Consider the following 14486-nt stretch of genomic DNA (forward strand, 5'->3'; position numbering starts at 1 on the left):
TTTTTCCGGCGACCATGCAGTCCGACGCGGGAGGGATCAAGCCATCCCGCACGATGAGGGGGTTGCGCTGACGCCGTGGGTGCGCCGTGCTATCACAATCCCGCCCCAACCGCTCCTATAGATTGGCGTGGAACAGATTCCCAATGAGGACGAAATGCGCATCTCGCTGATGATCGGAGTCATGGCCGGACTGTCGGTGATGTCAGGTCTGGCATACGGCCAGACCAGCAGCCAGCCCGGCGTCGTCACCAGCGGAGCCACCGGTGTCACCATCAACGGCAAGCCGGCAGCGCGCAGCGGCGACACCACCAGCAATGGCGGCCCATTGGTCGAAGGCGTGCCCAATGTCCTGATCAACGGCAAGCCGGCGGTGGTGATGGGCGATCGCACCCATTGCGGCGGCAAAACGACCTCGGGCAGCCACGGCGTCTTCATCAACGGCAAGCCGATGGTCCGCGAAGGCGACCAGACCTCGGGCTGCGCGCAATAGGCGCCCGGGCGCGGCGAGATCTCGCCGCCGCGCCCCGATCACACCCGCATCACTTGACCGCTGAGAACGACGTCGGCACCAACAACTGGTTTTCGATGGTGAGGACGATCTGGCCGTCCTCCTCGGTCTTGGCGCGCGCGGTGATCCATTCCGGATCGGTCGTGAACGCGGTCCATTTCTTTTCCCGCTCGGCGAGTGACTCCCAGGCGAGCAGATAGGTCAGGTCCTGATTGGATTCGCCGACCAGCGTCGTGAAGAAGCCGGCCTGCCTGATGCCGTGCTTGTCCCAGAGCTTGAGCGTGATGGTCTCGAAGCGCTTGAGCAGTGCCGGCAGCCGGCCCGGCAGGCAGCGATAGACGCGGGTCTCGTAGATCATCGGCGATACTCCCAGATCGTGTTCGCGAAAGGTGCAGGTTCTGACAACAAATCCGGGTCAAGTCAAAATCGCCAAGTCAAATTGACGTGGTTCAGCCCCTCCGCGCCAGCATGGCCCATCCGCCGGCGCTGCACACCTTCACACCAGCTTCACCTCGTCGACAAACTTGGCCGCCTGCAATAATTGCCGGCCCGTCCGCCATCATCTATACAACTCCTAAGTGAACGAGGTGGCGAATGTATCTCATGCGATGGTTGCGCGCTGGCTTGTTGCTGGCGGCTGCACTCGGATGTCATTTGGGATGTCACGGCGCCGTGGCCCAACAGGCGACCGGTAACGGGCTCAAGGAAGTCCAACTCGGCAAGGATGCGTTTACCCTGGGCGATCCGGTGCCGGACTGGGTCGAGCAACTGCCGATCCCGGAAGTCCCCAAGACGGCATCATTGCCGGTGGTCATCCGTCTCGCCGACAGTCAGTACCGGCTTGGAAAAACTTCCGAGCTCTACTTCCGACGTTCGATGCAGATCAACGATGCCGCAGCACTGACAGCGGCCGGGCGCCTTTCGATCGCATTCGCCCCCGAATATGAGCATGTCCGGCTTCACACGATCCGCATCTATCGCGGGCAGGAACAGTTCGATCGGACGCTGACGTCCAACATCCGCTTCCTGCAGCGCGAGCAGGATCTCGAGCGGGGCGTCTATAGCGGCCGGGTGACTGCCTCCATCCTGATCGACGATCTGCGCGTCGGCGACACACTCGAGATCGCCTATACGAGCTCCGGTCAGAATCCGGTGTTCGGCGGCAAGGCTTTCGGCGCGGCGCCGTGGGACCAGAGCGTGCCGACGCTGCGACGGCGAGTCGTTCTGAATTATCCAACCGACCGATCGATCGCCTGGCGCGTGGTCGGCGACCGGCCGCTGCCGCCCCTCACCCCCACCGAGACCGTACGCGACGGATTTCGGCGCGTCAGCTTCGACCAGCAGCCATTGCCGGGATTTGCTGCAGAGACGATGGCGCCGCCCGATTTCTTCGGGCTTCGCTTCGTGCAATTCACCGAGTTTGCGAGCTGGAGTGATGTCGCTGCCTGGGCAAGCAACCTGTTCGAGGCGACCGCGCCAAAGGACGGTGAGTTTCAGGACGTCGTGAAGCGGATCAAGGCGCTGCCGTCCGAGCCGGCCCGCGCCATGGCGGCGCTCGAGTTCGTGCAATCCCAGATCCGCTATTTCTCGGTCGCGCTCGGCGAGAGCTCGCACCGGCCAACCCTGCCCGACGAGGTTTTGCGGCGCCGCTACGGCGACTGCAAGGACAAGTCGCTGTTGCTGGTTACCCTGCTGCACGAGCTCGGCATCAAGAGCCGGCCCGTGCTGCTGCAGATCGGGCGCCACGGCGGACTGGAGAAAATGCTGCCCAGCCCGCAGTTCTTCGATCATGCCATCGTCGAGGCCACGGTCGGCGGCAAGTCCTATTTCCTCGACCCGACGCGGCTCGGACAGCATGGCGAGCTCGACCGCGCGGGCCAGGCGCATGCCGGCGTCCAAGTCCTCGTCGCCGCACGCGGGACCGATGCCGTCTCGCGCGTTCCTGCCGATACCGGCGATGTCGTCGGCAATGAAATCACCGAGCGCGCGACGCTGGCCAAGTTCGGTGAAGAGGGCCAGCTCGACGTCCGGCGCGTCTGGCGCGGGCTGGGCGCCGAGCAACTCCGTGTCGTGCTTGAACGGGCATCGCGCGAGCAGACCTCCAGGTTCGTCAGAGATGCCCTGGAACGCCGTTATCCCGGCGCGACGCTGGTGGGCGAGCCGGTGGTGCAGAACGACACCGTGAAGAACGAGCTTTCGATCTCGGCGCATTACCGGATTCCGAAGCTCGCCACGGAGGTGGAAGCGAGTTGGGTCGTCAGCTACGCGCTGGACAACATGCAGAATGTTCTGATCGCCTCGCAATCGGCAAACCGCACCACGCCGCTGCGGATTCCAGGCTTCCCGTTTCACGGCAAATACAGTTTCGAAATGAGCTTTCCCGAGCAGGTCAGCGCCAGCATCGACCCGCGCGAACACGCCATCTCCAACAAGTATTTCAACGCCACGGTCACCGAATATTTTCGCGGCAGCAACGCCAGGAAGACCGTCGAGCTGAAGACGCTGCAGCCGTCGGTCGATCCGGCGGACTACCCCGGCTATGCCGAGGACCTCCGTTCGCTCAACAAGGCGATCGGCGGCGCCTTTGCGGTCAACAAGGCGATGCTCAACAACAATGCAGCCAAGGCGGATATCGCGCACCGCCTCCACGAGCAGCACGAGGAGATCATCAAGAAGACGACCGAGAGCATCGATGGCGGCAAGCTGACCGGCGGCGATCTGGCCAATAGCTATTGCCTGCGCGGCCATGCCAAGGCCGACCTCGACCGCGTCGACGAGGCCCTGCAGGACACCAACACTGCCGTGCGCCTCGCGCCGACCGCCCCGAACATCCTGACGTGCCGCGCCAGCGTCTATTTCCGGTTGGGACAGTTCGACAAGAGCGTGACCGACTACTCCAATGCGATCGCGCTGGGCGGCGGCGCCGACGGCATCGCATTCCGCTGGCGCGGCGTCTCGCGGGTCTATGCCGGCCGGATGCAGGAGGCCATCGAGGACTTCGCCAAGGCGAGCGAACTCGGCGACCGCGAAGCCCGACTCTACAGCGACATGTGGCTGATCGGGACCTACGGCCGCCTTGGCAGGCCGATCCCCGACGACATGGTCAAGCGCGCCGCGACTGAGGCGCAAGGTGAATGGCCGCGTGCCGGCCTCGCCATGCTGGCGGGCCTGATGTCGCCGGACGACATGCTCAAATCGCTCGAGAAGAAGGCCGGCGACGAGCGCCAGATGGCACTGGCCGAAGCATATTTCTATATCGGCCTGCGCAACCTCGCGCTCGGCGACACCATTCAGGCGCAGGCGTTCTTTCAGAAGACACGCGATATCGGTGTGATCGACTACGTCGAGAACGACTGCGCGGCGTTCGAGCTCGACCGTTTGAAGAAGCTGGGCGCGACAACCTCGGCCAAGCCCGGAGCGGTCGCCCACTGATTTCGAGGCCGAGTAGCGTTCCCGGGCGGCGCACCACACCCCGATACTGCAAGCTGTGGCGCGGCACCCGCAATGTTGCTGCAATGTTGCTGCCCCTAGAACCAACGGCTTGAAACCGGGATTTGGCGACATGCGGATATTGCTGGTCGAAGACGAGGCCGAAATGGCGGCGGCGCTGTCACAGGCGCTGAAGGGCTACGACATGGTCGTCGACCACGTGCCGAACCTTGCCGAGGCCGAGGAAGCGATTTCCGCCGACGTGCACGGCGCTGTCCTGCTCGACCGTCAGCTGCCCGACGGCGACGGCCTCACGCTGATCCCGAAGCTGCGCGCCAAGGCCGACGGAGTTCCGATCATCGTGCTGACCGCACGAGGCGATCTTGCCGACCGCATCACCGGCCTCGACAGCGGCGCCGACGACTATCTGGCCAAGCCGTTCGCGGTCGAGGAGCTGTTGGCGCGGCTGCGCGCCGTGCTGCGCCGTCCCGCCGGCCTGCAGCTTGAGATCATCAAGGCCGGCCGGATGGCGTTCGATTGCAGCCATCGCGAGGCCAGCGTCAATGGCCGCCCGCTCGACCTGCCACGGCGCGAGCTGCTGGTGCTGGAGACGCTGCTGCGCCGCATGGGCCGCACCGTGCTGCGCGCGACGCTCGAGGAGGCCGTCTACAATTTCGAGGATGAGATCCAGTCCAATGCGCTCGATGCCCACGTCTCGCGTCTCAGGCGCAAGCTTGCAGACTCGGATGCCGGCGTCGAGATCCACAGCATCCGCGGCGTCGGCTACCTGCTGAAGCAGGTGTCATGAGCGAAGCGGCCGATCACTACTGCCTGCGCTCGAAGCTGAGCTGGTGGCTGGTGACGATGCAGGCCGCCCTGCTGGCGATGCTGATCGTTTGCCTGATCGGCGCGCTGTGTGCCACCGGTTTCCTGATCGTTCCGCGTGATGAGGATCACGTCATATCCATCGTGCAGGGTGCGATCGGACGCGATGGCGAGGGCAACCTCGCATTGCGCGCGACGGCCGAACTCAAGCAGCTTCGCGAGAACACGCCCGACCTCTGGTTCCTGGTGCGCGACCGGCAAGGCCATTCGCTGTCGGAAGGCGTCGTGCCGCCCGAATTTGCCAGGATCGGTGATGCACTCGACCAGATCAGCCAGGCCAGGCTCGGCTGGCAGATGTTCGAGGACGATCCGCGCAAACCGCCTGCGCGAATGAAGCGCGTCAATTCCGACGCTGGCCCCGTACAGGTGCTCACAGCCACGCAAGGGCCGACGTCGAGCGTCAGGACGGCACTCGCCACGACGCTGGCATTCCTTGCCATAGCCCTGCCCGGCCTTTTCCTGATGGCGTGCGCCACGTTCATCGCAACGCCGATGGTGGTGAAGCGCGCCCTCGCCGGCCTCGACACCGCGGCCGACGAAGCCCGCCGGATCGATTTCCGTCAGCGCGGCAGTCGGCTGTCGTCGGACCATCTGCCGCTCGAAGTCGCTCCACTCGTGACCGCCGTCAACGATGCGCTGAAGCGGCTCGACGACGGCTATTCGCGCCATCAACGCTTCGTCGCCGATGCTGCGCACGAATTGCGCACGCCGATCGCGATCCTCAACACGCGGCTGGAGTCGCTGCCGCCGGGACCTGAGAAAACCCGGCTGCTCGAGGATTCAGCGCGGCTTGCGACGCTCGCCGAGCAGCTGCTCGACATCCAGCGCTTCGATCATTGCCGCAATCCGTTCGGCCGCGTCGATCTCGTGGCGGTCGCGCGTACGGTTGCGGCCGATCTCGCGCCGCTCGCGATCGCAGCCGGTTACGAATTGTCGCTCGATACCGCAACCGACCGGGTCGAAACGCTGGGCGACCGCGCTGCGCTCGAGCGCGCGCTGACCAATCTCGTGCAGAACGCCATCCAGCATGGCGGCCGCCGCGGCACCATCACCATCCATGTCGGCAGCGCCGCGACAGTCGACGTGTCAGATGAAGGCGACGGCATCCCGAAGGATGAGCGCACGCGGATCTTCGATCCGTTCTATCGGCTTGCGCCGCTCGATCGCGGCGCCGGCCTCGGACTCAACATGGTACGCGAGATTGCAAGACTGCACGGCGGTCATGTCTCCGTGCTTGACGGACCGAAGGGCGGCGCGAGCTTCCGTCTCACGTTATCGCCGGCGCCGCTCGTATCGTGATGCGCGCAATGTTGCGCAATGTTGTCGCAATGCAGCTCCCGCAAACAAGGCGTCACGCTTCGCAATCGAGTCGGGGCGCGTCGACACTTTGCTGGGAATCCCAATGTCACATGATCTCCTGTCTTTCTTCACGGCGTGGATGGCAGCTCCCGGCCGCGTCGGCGCCATCGCGCCCTCGGGCGCAGCGCTCGCCGAACTGATCACGCGCGACATCAGCGCCAGCACCGGTCCGGTGCTCGAGCTCGGTCCTGGCACGGGGGCCTTCACCTATCAGCTGCTGAAACGCGGCGTGCGCCAGCAGGATCTCACGCTGATCGAATACGGCTCCGATTTCATGCGGCTGCTGCAGCTCCGCTTCCCCGGCGCGCGCGTGCTGTGGATGGACGCCGCGCGGCTCGCCTCGGAACGGCTGTATGAGGGCGCGCCGGTCGGCGCCGTGGTGAGCGGACTGCCGTTGCTCAACATGTCGCCGCGCAAGGTGATCTCGATCGTCAGCGGCGCCTTCAGCTACATGCGTCCCGGCGGCGCGTTCTATCAATTCACCTACGGCATGCGCTGCCCGGTGCCGCGGCCGATCCTCGACCGGCTCGGCCTGCGCGCCACGCTGGTCGATCGCGCGCTGCTTAACGTACCGCCGGCCGCGGTCTACCGGCTGACGCGACGCCCGCAATACAAGCTGATCACGCGCGACGTCACCCCAGCGGCCGATGCAGGTGTCTCGCCAATCAAAAAGGACCGCAGGGCCAGCGAGGACTGCGCCGTGTGATGGCGCAGCTTTAGGCCGCTTACACCAGCCTGCTCTGCTTCGCCGCGGCCTCGATGAAGGACGCAAACAGCGGATGCGGCTCGAAGGGCCGCGACTTAAGCTCGGGGTGGAACTGGACGCCGATGAACCAGGGATGGTCCTCGTACTCGACGATCTCGGGCAGCACGCCGTCCGGCGACATGCCGGAGAAGCGCAGGCCGTGCTGCTCGAGGCGGTCCTTGTAGGCGGTGTTGACCTCGTAGCGGTGACGATGCCGCTCGGAGATCTCGGTCGCACCGCCATAGACCTGCGAGACGCGGCTGCCGCGGTTCAGTGCCGCGGGATAGGCCCCGAGCCGCATGGTGCCGCCGAGGTCGCCGCTCTGCGAGCGCTTCTCGAGCTCGTTGCCGCGCAGCCATTCGGTCATCAGGCCGACCAGCGGCTCCTTGGTCGGGCCGAACTCGGTCGAGTTGGCCTCCTCGATGCCGACCAGATTGCGCGCCGCCTCGATCACCGCCATCTGCATGCCGAAGCAGATGCCGAAATACGGCACGTCGCGCTCGCGCGCGAACTGCGCCGCGCGGATCTTGCCCTCGGCGCCGCGCTGGCCGAAGCCGCCGGGCACCAGGATGCCGTTGACGTGCTCGAGGAACGGCGCCGGGTCCTCGTTCTCGAACACCTCGCTCTCGATCCAGTCGAGATTGACCTTCACCTTGTTGGCGATGCCGCCATGCGAGAGCGCCTCGATCAGCGATTTGTAGGCGTCCTTCATGCCGGTGTACTTGCCGACGATCGCGATCGTCACCGCGCCTTCCGGATTGCGGACGCGCTCGTTGATGACGTTCCAGCTCTGCAGCGCCGGCGGAATCTTCGCCGTGATGCCGAACGCGGCCAGCACCTCGTCGTCGAGGCCGGCGGCATGATAGGCCTCCGGCACGGCGTAGATGTTGTCGACGTCGCGTGCCTCGATCACAGCGCTCTCGCGCACGTTACAGAACAGGCCGAGCTTGCGCCGCTCTTCCTTGGGGATTTCACGGTCGGTGCGGCACAGCAGGATGTCCGGCTGAATGCCGATCGAGCGCAGCTCCTTCACCGAGTGCTGCGTCGGCTTTGTCTTGAGTTCGCCGGCACTTGGAATGTACGGCAGAAGCGTCAGGTGAATGTAGACGGCGTGATCGCGCGGCAGCTCGTTCTTGAGCTGGCGGATCGCCTCGAAGAACGGCAGGCCCTCGATGTCGCCGACCGTGCCGCCGATCTCGACCAGCACGAAATCGTACTCGTCGTTGCCATCAAGCACGAATTCCTTGATCGCGTTGGTGACGTGCGGGACCACCTGGATGGTGGCGCCGAGATAGTCGCCGCGGCGCTCCTTGGTGATGATGTCCTGGTAGATGCGCCCGGTCGTGATGTTGTCGGCCTTGGTGGCCGGACGACCGGTGAAACGCTCGTAATGGCCGAGATCGAGATCGGTCTCGGCGCCGTCATCGGTCACGAACACTTCGCCGTGCTGATACGGCGACATCGTTCCGGGATCGAGGTTGAGATAGGGATCGAGCTTGCGAAGACGGACCTTGTAGCCCCTAGCCTGCAGCAAAGCGCCGAGCGCCGCTGAAGCCAGACCCTTGCCGAGCGAGGAGACCACGCCGCCGGTGATGAATATGTACCGCGCCATGGGACTTTACCTTTAAGCCGCTTCCTGCGATTCGCAAAACGAATCGGCTGTTCCCGGCAAACAAATCATCGGGCTGTGGGTTACGTTAAACTGATAGCGATTTCAGAGCATTAATGGGGGTTTTGGATGCAGGATGCCAGCGCAGCATGCTGCATGGCCACCCTGCTTTTATTGCGACCGTGGTGCCTGCGGGCCGCTCGGAGCCTGCTGCTCGTCGGTCTTCTTCAGCGAATCGAGGATGCCGCCGGAGGTCGGAGGCGTCAGCGGCGCGCCACCGGCCGGCTGGGTCTGTGCCGGTGCGCCGGTGCCGATGATCGAACTCGGCTTGCGGTCGTAGCCCGCGTACCAGGACAGGAACAGGCTGGTCACGAAGAAGCCGACCGCGAGGATCGCGGTGGTCCGCGTCAGCAGGTTCGCGGTGCCGCGGCTCGACATGAAGCCGGCGCCGCCGCCCATGCCGAGGCCGCCGCCTTCGGATTTCTGCAACAGCACGGCGCCGATCATGACGGAGACGATCATGAGATGAACAATGATAACGACAGTCTGCATCGCAAGCCTTCCGTCACAAGCCGCCAAGCAGCCAGACAAACGGCGCTATCGGCTTTGCGGGTTTTCGTGAAGTCGCGCCCTGTTACACGATCGGACCGGGCATTGTCACCCCCGAGATAGTCGCAATGGCCGACATCACAAGCCGTGCCGATTGCATCAGGCCGAGCCTTGATTGGAATAGAGACGTTCCATTATAGTAGACAAATGGATACTTTGGTAGACGATTTCAGCCAGCGCCTGGCACAGCGGATCCGGCTCGAGCGCGATGACCGGGGCTGGTCGCTGGCCGAGCTCGCCGAGCGTTCCGGCGTCTCCAAGGCAACCATCAGCAAGATCGAGCGCGCCGAGGCCAGCCCGACCGCAGTCGTGCTGGTGCGCCTCGCCTCGGCTTTCGATCTCACGTTGGCCGGGCTGATGTTGCGCGCCGAAGGCCAGGGCGAACGGCTGTCGCGCGCCGCGACCCAGCCGGTCTGGCGCGATCCGGAAACCGACTATCTGCGCCGCCAGGTGTTCAGCCGTCCCGATCATCCGGTCGAGCTGGTGCGGGTGGACATGCCGCCGAAGCAATCCGTGACGCTGCCCGCCTCGTCCTACGCCCATATCCGCCAACTGGTCTGGGTGCTGAGCGGCAGCCTCGTCATCACCGAGGGCGGCGCGCGCCATGAGCTGGCGAGCGGCGATTGCCTCGGCTTCGGCCCGCCCGCTGAGACTACATTCGCCAACGAAACCAACGCCGGCTGCACCTACGTGGTCGCTCTGGCCCGGAGCTGATGCATGTCGCAATTCGCCATCAAGCCGCTCACTGACGAACCTCAGATCCGCAGCGCGCTCGGCGATCTGTTGATCGAGACCGTCGCCAGCGGCGGCTCCGTCAGCTTCATGCATCCACTGTCGCCGGAGGACGCCGATGCATTCTGGCAGGACTCGCTCGGCGCCGCCGCGCGCGGCGAGCGGGTCGTGCTCGGTGCGTTCGACGGCGAAAACCTGATCGGCACCGTGACGCTGCTGCTGAAGCTGCCGCCGAACCAGCCGCACCGCGCCGAGATCGCCAAGATGATGACGCGCCTGAGCCATCGCAACCGCGGCGTCGCGACGGCGTTGCTGCGCGCAGCCGAGCAGCTGGCGATCGCGCACGGACGCACGCTGCTGGTGCTCGACACGGCCGTCGACGACGGCGCCGCGCCGCTTTACGAGAAACAGGGTTTTCAACTCAGCGGCATCATCCCGGAATACGCGCTGAAGCCGCATGGCGGCCTCACCGGGACGCTGATCTACTGGAAGCGGATAGGCGCGGCGGCGGCGTAGCCCGAGGCGTCATTGCGAGGAGCGAAGCGACGAAGCAATCCATCGATCCGCATATGCGGTGAAATGGATTGCTTCGCTTCGCTCGTAATGACTTGGCGGAGCGCCGTCCCCCACCTAACAGCACGCCGCGATCGCTAGAAAGTCTGCCGCCTTGAGACTGGCGCCGCCGACCAGTGCGCCGTTGACATTGGCGACGGCCATCAGCTCGGCGGCGTTCGACGGCTTCACGGAGCCGCCATAGAGGATCCTGATCCGGCTTCCCTCGCTCTTGAAGCGATCGGTGAGCTGACCACGGATAAACCTGTGAACTTCCTCGACATCCCTGGCGGTCGGGGTCAGGCCGGTGCCGATCGCCCAGACCGGCTCATAGGCCACCACCAGATTGGCCGCGGTCGCGCCGTCGGGCAACGAGCATTTGAGCTGGGTGCCGCAGACATCGAGCGTCTTGCCGACGTCGCGCTGCTCGCGTGTCTCGCCGATGCAGACGATCGCGGTCAGGCCGGCGCGCCAGACCGCCTCCGCCTTCTGCCGAATCAAGGCATCGGTCTCGCCGTGATCGGCGCGCCGTTCGGAATGGCCGACGATGATGGCGACCGCGCCGAGGTCCTTGAACATTTCGGCCGAGAGGTCGCCGGTGTGGGCGCCCGACGCCTTCGGGTGACAATCCTGAGCACCGACGGCGACCTTCGAGCCGCGCGCCTTGTCGGCAAAGGCCGCGACCAGTGTCGCCGGCGGGCAGACCAGGAGATCGGCCTTGCCCGCGACGTCGCCGGCGCCGGTCAGCATCGCGTCGAACTCGGCGAAAGAGGATTTCAGGCCGTTCATTTTCCAGTTGCCGGCGATCAGCGGCCGGATGGCGTCGGTCATGTCGGATTTCCCATCATTCAAGCGTCGTCTTGCGCTACCAGAGCCGGGCGGCGACTTCCAGAGCGCGGCTTCGCGCCTGCCGTGCGACGCTTCCGCCCGCGCGCCCGAGGTTGCGGGGGGAGACGAGCCACTTTATAAGCGTTTTCAATTTGGTGACGCCCTGTTGCTGGACAAAAGGTCCCGACCTTTGCTCCCTCTTGGGCACGAACCGGTTCCCCACCTGCAAAACAAGTTGGACCCATGCTTCGAGGAATGCGGAAAGCCTCATCAAACTGGCTCGGCAAGACGATTATGGCCGTCGTGATGGGCGTTTTGATCATCAGTTTCGGAATTTGGGGCATTGCCGACATTTTCAGGGGATTTGGCCAGTCGACCTTCGCCAAGGTGGGCGGCACCGAGATTTCGGCTGAGCAGTTCCGCCAGATCTATACCGACCGTCTGCAGCAGCTCGGTCGCCAGTTCGGCCGTCCGCTGACCCCGGAGCAGGCGCGCGCCTTCGGGATTGACCGCCAGGTGCTGCAGCAGACGCTGGCGGAAGCCGCGCTCGACGAGGAAGCGCGCCGCATGGGCCTCAACCAGTCCGATGCCGAGGTGCTGCGCACGATCTACAACGATCCGAACTTCAAGGGCCTCAACGGCCAGTTCGATCCGCAGCGCTTCCAGTCCGTGATCCGCAACTTCGGCTACACCGAGGGTCGCTACATTGCCGAGCAGCGCCGCGTCGGCCTGCGGCGGCAGATCGCCGGCACCATCTCGTCCGGGATCGAGCCGACCAAATCGATGGTCGAGGCGCTGACCCGTTTCCAGAACGAGCAGCGCTCGATCGACTTCGTCACGCTCGGCGCCGCGCAGGCCGGCACCATCGATCCCCCCTCGCCCGAGGCGCTCGCCGCCTATTTCGAGGACCACAAGGTCCAGTTCCGCGCGCCCGAGTACCGCAAGATCGCTTTCGTCGCGATCACGCCGGAAGAAATCGGCAAGTGGGAGACCGTGTCCGACGAGGATGCCAGGAAGATCTTCGAGGAGCGCAAGGACCGGCTCAGCACGCCGGAGAAGCGCGAGGTCTCGCAGATCGTGTTTCCGGACGCCGGTGAGGCACAGGCTGCCCGCGCCCGCATCACCTCGGGCACCTCGTTCGACGACATCGCCAAGGAGCGCAAGCTCAATCCCGCCGACGTCAATCTCGGCCTGGTCGCGAAGTCTGCGATCCTCGATCCGGCCGTCGGCGACGCCGCCTTCTCCCTGCCCGCGGGCGAAGTCAGCCAGCCGGTGCAGGGCCGCTTCGGCGTGGCGCTGGTCAAGGTCGGCAAGATCGAACCGGGCGTGACCCCGACCTACGAGAGCCTGGCGCAGCAGGTCAAGAACGAGATCGCGACCGAGCGCGCCCGCGCCAAGGTCGCCGAGCTCCGCGACAAGATGGAAGACGAGCGCGGCGGCGGCTCGAGCGTCCTCGACGCCGCGCAAAAATTGAAGCTGACCGCCGTTACCATCGACGCCGTCGATCGTTCGGGGCGTCTGCCGAACGGCCAGGTCGCCTCGAACATCCCGCGCGGCCTCGACGTGGTGTCGCAGGCCTTCAACAGCGACGTCGGCGTCGACAACGACCCGATCCAGTTCAACAACGGCTATGTCTGGTACGACGTGCTCGGCATCACGCCGTCGCGCGAGCGCACCCTCGACGAGGTCCGCGACCAGGTCGAGGCCAAGTGGCGTGAGGACCAGATCTCCGCCAAGCTGCGCGCCAAGGCGACCGAGATCGTCCAGAAGCTCGACGGCGGCGCCAAGCTCGCCGACGAGGCCGCCGCGGCCGGCGTCAAGGTCGAGACGGCCGCGAACTTCCGCCGCGAGGCCACGCTGCCCAACGTGCCGGCCGGCGTGATCGCCGCCGCATTCCGCACCGCCAAGGACGGCGACGGGCAGACCTCGGCCGCCGGTGGCAGCCAGTGGGTGGTGTTCCGCGTCACCGATGTGACGGTGCCCCCGGTCGACTTCGCCTCCAACGAGGTCAAGCAGCTCACCGAGGCGCTGCGGCGCTCGCTGAGCGACGAGCAGGTCGCGCAATATGTCGCGAAGATCGAGACCGACATCGGTGTGACCGTCAACCAGGCAGCCTTCGCACAGGTGACAGGCGCGAATAATTGAGCATGATCGGGACAGCGCGACGACGCGCTGCGCGGCGATCGAGCTCCAACAACAGACCCTGAGCCAGCGAATGGACGACCTGAAATCGATCATCGGAAAAGTCGCCACCGGCGCCACGCTGACGCGTGAAGAGGCGGCGTCCGCCTTCGACAGCATGATGTCGGGCGAAGCCACGCCCTCCCAGATGGGCGGCCTGCTGATGGCGCTGCGGGTGCGCGGCGAGACCGTCGAGGAAATCACCGGCGCCGTGACCGCGATGCGCGGCAAGATGCTGCCGGTCAGCGCACCGGCGGAGGCCGTCGACATCGTCGGCACCGGCGGCGACGGCTCCGGCTCGGTCAACGTCTCGACCTGCGCGGCCTTCATCGTGGCCGGCGCCGGCGTGCCCGTTGCCAAGCATGGCAACCGCGCGCTGTCGTCGCGCTCGGGCGCCGCCGATGTGCTGGCCTCGCTCGGGGTCAAGCTCGACCTGACGCCGGCACAGGTCGGGCGCTGCGTCAGGGAAGCCGGCATCGGCTTCATGTTCGCGCCCGCGCATCACCCGGCGATGAAGAATGTCGGCCCGACCCGGGTCGAGCTCGCCACCCGCACCATCTTCAACCTGCTCGGGCCGCTGTCGAACCCGGCCGGCGTCAAGCGGCAGATGGTCGGCGTGTTCTCGCGGCAATGGGTGCAGCCGCTGGCGCAGGTGTTGAAGAACCTCGGCTCGGACAAGGTCTGGGTCGTGCACGGCTCCGACGGCCTCGACGAGATCACCCTCACCGGCCCTACCTTCGTTGCGACTCTCGAGAACGGCGAGATCAGGACGTCGGAAGTGACGCCGGAAGATGCCGGCCTCGGCCGCGTCGACGGTGAGGCGCTGAAGGGCGGCGATGCCGATGCCAATGCGATCGCGCTGTCCGGCGTGTTGGCCGGCAAGCCGAGCGCCTATCGCGACGTCGCCCTGCTCAACGCGGCCGCCGCGCTGATCGTGGCCGGCCGCGCCAAGGATTTGAAGGAAGGCGTGGCGATCGGCGCGCAGTCGCTCGACAGCGGCGCGGCCGCCGCGCGGCTGAAGCATCTGGTCGCGGTTTCCAACGGTTGAG

13 protein-coding genes are annotated in these 14486 nt (G+C 65.6%); 9 read left to right on the forward strand and 4 right to left on the reverse strand.

Going from position 1 to position 14486, the window contains the following annotated elements:
- The first annotated feature begins 154 nt into the window (after positions 1 to 154).
- Positions 155 to 490, forward strand: a complete 336-nt coding sequence (locus tag AKN83_RS19800; RefSeq protein ID WP_050402503.1) for a PAAR domain-containing protein — start codon at positions 155 to 157, stop codon at positions 488 to 490.
- Between the two features lie 49 nt (positions 491 to 539).
- Here AKN83_RS19800 and AKN83_RS19805 read toward each other — a convergent pair whose 3' ends face one another.
- A complete protein-coding gene (locus AKN83_RS19805; protein WP_050402466.1) occupies positions 540 to 866 on the reverse strand; it encodes an NIPSNAP family protein in 327 nt (108 codons plus the stop codon).
- A gap of 314 nt (positions 867 to 1180) precedes the next feature.
- On the opposite strand from AKN83_RS19805, the gene AKN83_RS19810 reads away from it, so the two are divergent.
- The 4 genes from AKN83_RS19810 to AKN83_RS19825 all read left to right on the forward strand — a co-directional run bounded on the left by AKN83_RS19810 (position 1181) and on the right by AKN83_RS19825 (position 6887).
- Positions 1181 to 3940 (forward strand): DUF3857 domain-containing protein, encoded by a 2760-nt coding sequence (locus tag AKN83_RS19810; protein WP_244522030.1) that lies wholly within the window; start codon positions 1181 to 1183, stop codon positions 3938 to 3940.
- Between the two features lie 130 nt (positions 3941 to 4070).
- Positions 4071 to 4745, forward strand: a complete 675-nt coding sequence (locus AKN83_RS19815) for a response regulator transcription factor (protein WP_050402464.1) — start codon at positions 4071 to 4073, stop codon at positions 4743 to 4745.
- Entirely contained in the window at positions 4742 to 6121 is a 1380-nt protein-coding gene (locus AKN83_RS19820; RefSeq protein ID WP_050402463.1) for a sensor histidine kinase, read from the forward strand. The genes AKN83_RS19815 and AKN83_RS19820 overlap by 4 nt, the downstream gene beginning before the upstream one ends.
- Before the next feature lie 103 nt (positions 6122 to 6224).
- Positions 6225 to 6887 (forward strand): class I SAM-dependent methyltransferase, encoded by a 663-nt coding sequence (locus tag AKN83_RS19825; RefSeq protein ID WP_050402462.1) that lies wholly within the window; start codon positions 6225 to 6227, stop codon positions 6885 to 6887.
- Between the two features lie 19 nt (positions 6888 to 6906).
- Here the strand turns inward: AKN83_RS19825 and pyrG are convergent, their stop codons facing one another.
- A complete protein-coding gene (gene pyrG / locus AKN83_RS19830; RefSeq protein ID WP_050402461.1) occupies positions 6907 to 8538 on the reverse strand; it encodes a CTP synthase in 1632 nt (543 codons plus the stop codon).
- 168 nt (positions 8539 to 8706) lie between these two features.
- Positions 8707 to 9087, reverse strand: coding sequence for a preprotein translocase subunit SecG (gene secG / locus AKN83_RS19835; RefSeq protein WP_050402460.1), 381 nt, complete (start codon positions 9085 to 9087; stop codon positions 8707 to 8709).
- A 204-nt stretch (positions 9088 to 9291) separates the two neighbouring features.
- On the opposite strand from secG, the gene AKN83_RS19840 reads away from it, so the two are divergent.
- Both AKN83_RS19840 and AKN83_RS19845 read left to right on the forward strand, forming a co-directional pair.
- A complete protein-coding gene (locus AKN83_RS19840) occupies positions 9292 to 9858 on the forward strand; it encodes a helix-turn-helix domain-containing protein (RefSeq protein WP_050402459.1) in 567 nt (188 codons plus the stop codon).
- Between the two features lie 3 nt (positions 9859 to 9861).
- Positions 9862 to 10392, forward strand: a complete 531-nt coding sequence (locus AKN83_RS19845) for a GNAT family N-acetyltransferase (RefSeq protein WP_050402458.1) — start codon at positions 9862 to 9864, stop codon at positions 10390 to 10392.
- A 114-nt stretch (positions 10393 to 10506) separates the two neighbouring features.
- Here AKN83_RS19845 and tpiA read toward each other — a convergent pair whose 3' ends face one another.
- Positions 10507 to 11259: a triose-phosphate isomerase gene (gene tpiA / locus AKN83_RS19850; RefSeq protein ID WP_050402457.1), complete on the reverse strand. Its 753-nt coding sequence runs from the start codon at positions 11257 to 11259 to the stop codon at positions 10507 to 10509.
- A gap of 240 nt (positions 11260 to 11499) precedes the next feature.
- Between tpiA and AKN83_RS19855 the strand changes: the two genes are divergently transcribed.
- Both AKN83_RS19855 and trpD read left to right on the forward strand, forming a co-directional pair.
- Entirely contained in the window at positions 11500 to 13401 is a 1902-nt protein-coding gene (locus AKN83_RS19855) for a peptidylprolyl isomerase (protein ID WP_050402456.1), read from the forward strand.
- A 70-nt stretch (positions 13402 to 13471) separates the two neighbouring features.
- Positions 13472 to 14485: an anthranilate phosphoribosyltransferase gene (gene trpD, locus AKN83_RS19860; protein ID WP_050402455.1), complete on the forward strand. Its 1014-nt coding sequence runs from the start codon at positions 13472 to 13474 to the stop codon at positions 14483 to 14485.
- Position 14486: the final 1 nt, after the last annotated feature.

It is taken from the genome of Bradyrhizobium embrapense, from assembly GCF_001189235.2.
Classification (GTDB): Bacteria; Pseudomonadota; Alphaproteobacteria; order Rhizobiales; family Xanthobacteraceae; genus Bradyrhizobium; species Bradyrhizobium embrapense.

Coding starts and splice junctions, on each gene's coding strand:
- AKN83_RS19805 (WP_050402466.1), bottom strand. CDS start 866: ATGATCTACGAGACCCGCGTCTATCGCTGCCTGCCGGGCCGGCTGCCG.
- trpD (WP_050402455.1), top strand. CDS start 13,472: ATGGACGACCTGAAATCGATCATCGGAAAAGTCGCCACCGGCGCCACG.
- AKN83_RS19820 (WP_050402463.1), top strand. CDS start 4,742: ATGAGCGAAGCGGCCGATCACTACTGCCTGCGCTCGAAGCTGAGCTGG.
- secG (WP_050402460.1), bottom strand. CDS start 9,087: ATGCAGACTGTCGTTATCATTGTTCATCTCATGATCGTCTCCGTCATG.
- AKN83_RS19855 (WP_050402456.1), top strand. CDS start 11,500: ATGCTTCGAGGAATGCGGAAAGCCTCATCAAACTGGCTCGGCAAGACG.
- AKN83_RS19845 (WP_050402458.1), top strand. CDS start 9,862: ATGTCGCAATTCGCCATCAAGCCGCTCACTGACGAACCTCAGATCCGC.
- tpiA (WP_050402457.1), bottom strand. CDS start 11,259: ATGACCGACGCCATCCGGCCGCTGATCGCCGGCAACTGGAAAATGAAC.
- AKN83_RS19840 (WP_050402459.1), top strand. CDS start 9,292: ATGGATACTTTGGTAGACGATTTCAGCCAGCGCCTGGCACAGCGGATC.
- pyrG (WP_050402461.1), bottom strand. CDS start 8,538: ATGGCGCGGTACATATTCATCACCGGCGGCGTGGTCTCCTCGCTCGGC.
- AKN83_RS19800 (WP_050402503.1), top strand. CDS start 155: ATGCGCATCTCGCTGATGATCGGAGTCATGGCCGGACTGTCGGTGATG.
- AKN83_RS19815 (WP_050402464.1), top strand. CDS start 4,071: ATGCGGATATTGCTGGTCGAAGACGAGGCCGAAATGGCGGCGGCGCTG.
- AKN83_RS19825 (WP_050402462.1), top strand. CDS start 6,225: ATGTCACATGATCTCCTGTCTTTCTTCACGGCGTGGATGGCAGCTCCC.